General features: G+C 65.7%; 5 protein-coding genes and 1 pseudogene. 3 read left to right on the top strand and 3 right to left on the bottom strand.

All coding sequences use genetic code 11. The features are described 5' to 3' along the window. The 3 genes from BN903_RS02505 to BN903_RS02495 form a co-directional block, all read left to right on the top strand. The coding region (locus tag BN903_RS02505; protein WP_048076238.1) for a PQQ-binding-like beta-propeller repeat protein at positions 1-549 on the top strand (549 nt) is incomplete at its 5' end. Positions 550-657: 108 nt separating this feature from the next. Further along, entirely contained in the window at positions 658-1,878 is a 1,221-nt protein-coding gene (locus tag BN903_RS02500; RefSeq protein ID WP_048076237.1) for a DUF418 domain-containing protein, read from the top strand. Positions 1,879-1,973: 95 nt separating this feature from the next. Continuing rightward, the gene (locus BN903_RS02495; RefSeq protein ID WP_048076236.1) at positions 1,974-2,201 is read left to right on the top strand and encodes a hypothetical protein; all 228 of its coding nucleotides are present in this window, start codon (positions 1,974-1,976) and stop codon (positions 2,199-2,201) included. Positions 2,202-2,479: 278 nt separating this feature from the next. On the opposite strand, the gene BN903_RS02490 is transcribed toward BN903_RS02495, so the two are convergent. From BN903_RS02490 to BN903_RS02480, 3 genes and pseudogenes are all read right to left on the bottom strand, one after another. Then, entirely contained in the window at positions 2,480-3,013 is a 534-nt protein-coding gene (locus BN903_RS02490; RefSeq protein WP_048076235.1) for a hypothetical protein, read from the bottom strand. A 150-nt stretch (positions 3,014-3,163) separates the two neighbouring features. Then, a complete protein-coding gene (locus tag BN903_RS02485; RefSeq protein ID WP_048076234.1) occupies positions 3,164-4,810 on the bottom strand; it encodes an MATE family efflux transporter in 1,647 nt (548 codons plus the stop codon). Between the two features lie 44 nt (positions 4,811-4,854). Then, positions 4,855-5,791: pseudogene (locus BN903_RS02480) on the bottom strand (mechanosensitive ion channel family protein); the annotation flags it as partial.

The raw sequence follows: 5,791 nt of genomic DNA, 5'->3' as shown, positions 1-5,791 counted from the left end.
CTCGATATCGCGGACGGAAGCGAAGTGTGGCGTCGGAGCGTCGGGAGCGTCGCGCTCGGGCCCAGCGCGACCGCCGCGGGACTCCTCGTCGCCGCCGACGGCGACCTCGCGGTCCGGGACCCCGACACCGGAGACCGAATCCGAGTACTCGACGAGTACGGCGGCGAGGCCCACGGCGTCGCGGTCGCCGACGGGACCGCGTACTGGCTGACCGACGAGCACCTCTCCGCGGTCGCAGTTGCGGACGGGACCGAAGAGTGGCGTCTCGACGCCGAGGGCTGTCAGGAGGGGCTCTGCGTCGGTCGGGAGACCGTCGTCGCTCCGGTCAAGTACGAGAAGTTCGACCTGGAGGTCGCTTGGCCCACGGTCGCCGCGTTCGACCGCGACACCGGGGACGTGCGCTGGTATTATCACATCGACGGGTTCGACGTGACGTTCACGACGCCGCCTGTGCTCGTCGACGGCGCGGTGTACGTCACCGCCAACACCATCGACGCCGTCGGTGCGCTCGGAGACGTCCCGCAGTCCGAGGAGTCTGGACTCTTCTGAGGCGCGGAGCCGCCCCGGCCGCGGCGTCGCCTTCCGGGGGGCGTCTCGGCCCGTCCCGTCCGCGATGGGAACCTATTCGGTGCTGGGAACGAATCTGACAGCCAACTCGTGACTCGCGATCCAGGCCCGACGCCGCCCTCCGAACGGATCACCAGCCTCGACGCGCTCCGGGGGTTCGCGCTGCTCGGCATCCTCCTCATCAACGTCTGGGTGTTCTCGATGCCCGAGCAGACGCTGCTGAACCCCAACGTGTACGCCGACGCCGCCGTCTACGGTGACCTCTCCGGGGCGAACTACTGGGCGTGGTTCGCCGGACACGTGTTTGCGCAGTCGAAGTTCATCACGATATTCTCGGCGCTGTTCGGCGCGGGGGTTCTGCTGTTCATCGAGAGCAAAGAGGAGAAGGGGCAAGACGCCGTCCGCCTCCACCTCCGCCGGACCGCGGTGCTGATCGGGGTCGGCCTGCTCCACGCGTACCTGCTGTGGTACGGCGACATCCTCGTCGCGTACGGGCTCACCGGGATCTTCCTGCTTTTCGTCCGCGACCTCGACGCCCGACAGCTCGCCGGACTGAGTGGGGTGTTCCTGCTTTTCCTCCCGGCGGTCGAACTGTTCGCCGCGGTGTCGATCGGGGGCGACGCGATCGCCGGCCAGTGGCTGCCCTCCGAGGCCGCGCTGCGCCAGCAGGTGGCGACCTACCGCGGCGGCTGGCTCGAACAGATGAGCCACCGCGTCGGCTCGTCGTTCCAGCGACAGACCACCGGGTTCATCGGCCAGAACTTCTGGCGGGTCGGCGGCATCATGCTGCTCGGGATGGCGCTGTACCGGTGGGGCGTGCTGACCGGCGAGCGCTCGACTGCGTTCTACCGCCGGCTCGTCGCGGGCGGCGTCGTCGGCGTCGGCATCGTCGTCGCGGGCGTCGCGTACATCGAGGCCAACGACTGGAGCGCCGGCGCGGCGCTGTTCTGGCGGCAGTTCAACTACGTCGGGAGTCTGCTCGTCGCCGGGGGCTACGTCGGGGCCGTCACCCTGTTCGTCAGGTGGCGCGGCGAGGGGATCTTGACCACGGCCCTCGCCGCCGTCGGTCGGACCGCGTTCACGAACTACCTGCTCCAGACCCTGATCGCCACCACGATCTTCTACGGCCACGGCCTCGGCCTGTTCGGCTCCGTCACCCGCGTCGAGCAGTACGGGATCGTCGCCGCGATCTGGGCGGTCCAGATACCGCTGTCGGTGCTGTGGCTGCGGTACTTCCGGTTCGGTCCCGTCGAGTGGGTCTGGCGGACCCTCACCTACGGGGAGGCGCAGCCGATGCGGCTCGACGGGTGACCGCGCTCGCTCTCTCGGCGGTCTCGGCCGAGGCCCGTTCTCCGAACTGAGACTCGCGAGGACACGTTCAACACCCTCCCGCCGAACGCTCGTCCATGACCGAGTTCGACGTTCACGACCACCGCCACGAGCTGAAACAGCTCCGCGACGCGGGCGCGACGAGCCTCTGGGAGAATCGCGAGGAGATGGACTGCCCGGTGTGCGACGACGCCTTCTCGCGGCTGTTCGTCACCGAGCAGCCGGGAACGACGTTCCCTGAGAACGACGGCGCGCGGTTCTGTCTGCTGCGCGGCGGCGACGCGGTGTACCTGTTCAGGCACTGAGCACACAGGTGATCGGGCTACGGTACGTCGAGTCCGTGAATTCCCTCCTTCAGACTCCCTCTCGTCGAAACGGTTGGCCGGCTAGGGTACGTCGTGACTGGCACCAAGCCAGAACTCATAATATACGAAGGATTTCAGCAGGCCAAACAAGAATCGATCAGAAGGAGAGGGTTTCAGCAGAATATGAAAATGAATGTCTCAGCGGGGATTACACACGAGGTAGTAGCACGTTGGAAATTAGGCCACTGATGTAAACCTGAAAGAGACCAGACCTACGATCAGATAGGTCCGAACAGGAGAACTGATCCCGAGGTTCTGCGGCCACTCCGATCTAGCTCGTCGAAACACCACTCTTCAACTATGCTGGTGAGATACTGGCAGAGGTTTACCATGGTCCGGTAGCGTCCCCACCGATACCTGAGGTGTGGGTCTGTCTCAATTTTCAGAAGCCAGGAGTAGACTGGTTCACATTCGTCGAGTGCCTTCATTATCATTGCCTGTTCTCGTGTATGTGTGTCGTCATTGACCTCGCTGAACGGGATATACTGGTCGAATACATCTCGTTCCTCCAGTATCTCTGCACTCTCTTTTTCAATTGTGAGCCTAAAATTCGCCTCTATCGCGTTCTCGCACAGTTCTATTAACGTGTTCGTGTACTCTCCGACTCGTACTGATTCGCGTTCTTCTATTCGTTCGATAATACGGTTGTCGAAGGCCTCAAATGTAGTATCTAGATACCGCTGTCGCCACGAGTATTCGACACCGACGGCACAACCGAAGAGACGTTCCCGAAGTGAGGCTTCCGTAGTCATTTCTCGATTCTCAATTTCTGATTAAAATTAGTGTGGACGTGAATTTATTTGTTGTGTCGGCCACCCACCAGTTCCTTCTTTCCGTACACTGTCCTGAGTGCGATCGAGCCGAAATACACCACTTACCGCTGATCTCGACGAATCCGGGCGTCAGTCGTCGCCCACGGGGTCGACGCCGGGGTCGGGGTCGTCGATGTACCGCTCGGTCCACGTGCCCCGCGCGAACCATGCGACGCCGACGACCGCGCCGAGGACGTTCCCGAGCGCCATGCCGACCCAAACGCCGGTCTCGCCCCATCCGGCCACGAAGACGAGGTACGCCACGCTGGCGACCCGGCCCACCCAGAGGGTGAGGATCGAAATGATCATCGCGGTCTTCGTGTTGCCCGCGCCGCGGAACGCGCCGAGGATCACCTGTGAGACGCCGATGAAGGCGAACTCGACCGAGCGGATCCGGACGTACTCGACCGCGTACTCGATCGTCGCGGGCGCGTCCGGCACGTCGCCGAGGAACGCCCCGACGATCGGTTCGGTGAACGCGACGGCGACGACCGCGACGAGGAACATCACGCCCGCGCCGGTCGTCGCGGCGAACTTCACCGCCTTGGCCGCGCGGTCGGCGCGGTTCGCGCCGAGGTTCTGTCCGACCATCGTGTCGATTGCGCGCCCCAGTCCCATCGCGGGCAGGAACACGAGCGAGATGAGGCGGTTGCCCAGCCCGTAGGCGGCGACGACGGGCGGCGAGAACGTGACGATCATCGCCGTGAGCGTGATCATCGCGAGCGCGCTCGTCGTCTGCTCGACGCTGGAGGGGAGCCCGAGCCGGAAGATGTCGCGGATGAAATCGAGGTCGGGCGCGAGGTGGCCGAGCGTCACGTCGGGCCCGTAGTCGGTCCCGAACAGGACCCAGAGCCCGATGGCGGTCGCGACGCCGCGAGAGAGGATCGTCGCGAGCGCAGCGCCCCTGATCCCGAGTCCGGTGATCCCCGTCGCCGAGACCAGGGTCGCCTCCAGCCCGACCGGGTCGAGCGCGGCGAGACCGGGGACGCCCGCGAGCCACCCGAACAGCGGATTCCCGTCGAAGCCGAAGATGAAGAACGGGTCCAGCAGGACGTTCAGGAGGACGGAAATGAACATGACCGCCATCGGCGTCCGGGTGTCGCCGTAGCCGCGCATCAGCGCCGAGAAGACGAAGAAGCCGAACATCAGCGGAATGCCGGCGAAGATCACCTCCATGTAGTCGGCCGCGAGCGGGATCACCGTCGCCGCGGTGTCCGCGTCGCTCGGGAGGAGTTCGAGGGCCGGGCGAGTGTAGAAGTAGCCGCCGATACCGATGAACACGGACAGTACCATGACGGTGAAGATGGTCTGTCCCGCGACGAGTCCCGCCGAGCCGTCGCCGTCGGCACCGGTGTACTGCGCGACGAGGATCGCGCCCGCGGTCGTGAACCCGCCGGCGACCGCGATCAGAAGGAAGATGAGGGGGAACGCGAGGCTGATCGCGCCGACGGCCTCCGCCGAGAGCCGGCCGAGGTAGAGGGTGTCGACGATGTTGTACGTCACCTGTAACAGTTGGATGACGACGATCGGCCACGCTAGCCGGAACAGCGGGCGGAGGAGACTCCCCTCGGTGATCGAGTCGTCGTCGAGGGGAGCGTCCGACCCGTCCGGCGAGTCGTCGCCGCGCTCATCGGGCTGGTCGGACTCGTCGGCGTCGGCGTGTTCATCCGGGGCGGTAGCGGGGTCGTCCGGCGCGTCGGAGGGGTCGCCCGGATCGACCGGAGGCTCGTCGCTCACTGCCTGATAAACGCCGGGCGCGCTCTATCAGACTTCCGATTCGGTTACCGTCCCGAGTCGTCTGCGGGCCGTTCGTCGCGTTCAAACGCGGAGCCGGCGGAATCCGGAACGTCGCCGGCGGCGTCCGGAACGGAGGACGCGTCGCCGGGAGAGTCTGACTCGCGGACTGTGGACGGATCCGACGCACGGACCGCGGCCGAGTCGGCGGCGGCGTCGACGCGCGCGACGCCCGAGGTGTCGTCGAAGACGAGGTGGCGGTGCGGGTACGCCATCGTGACATCCGCCTCCGGATCCCCGAGCCGCTCGCGGATCTCGGTGTTCACGTCCGACTGGACCTTCGCCAGCTTGTACGGCTTTTTCACCCAGTACCGGAGCCGGAGTAAGATCCCGTTGTCGCCGAACTCGTGGAGCCGGCAGTCGGGACCCGCCATGTACCGGGCCACGCCGATGCGGATGTCGGGGCCGCCGTCGATGACGGCCTCACAGTCGCGCGCCGCGCGCTCGATGCGACGGCGGGCCTCCGGGATGTCGCTCTCGTAGGTGACGAGCACGTCGATCGCCCGCCGGGTGCGCTCGTCCTCCGCGGAGAAGTTGGTCACGTCGCGCTCGCGCATCGTCCCGTTCGGCACGACGAGGAAGGTGTTATCGAGGGTGAATATCTTCGTGTATCGGATCGTGATGTCCTCGACGAACCCGGTCGTCCCGTCCTCTAACTCGATCATGTCGCCGATCTCGAACGGCTGGTCCGCGAGGATGAACACGCCGTTGATGAAGTTCCCCACCAGCGGCGCGAGAATGATACCGATGGCGGCGGTGAACACCGCGGTCCCTAAGAGGAGGTTCCCGAACGGGAAGTCGATGGCGTCGAGTCCGGCGAACAGCGCGACCCCCGATCGTCGCCACCCGGACGCCGCGGACGATCGTCTGCGCGACGCTCTGTCGCGACACGCGGCGCGCCACGGGACGACCGATCAGCCGCAC

It is taken from the genome of Halorubrum sp. AJ67, assembly GCF_000513435.1.
Note: the sequence above shows the minus strand (reverse complement) of the source record. Positions and strands in the feature narration are given on the sequence as shown.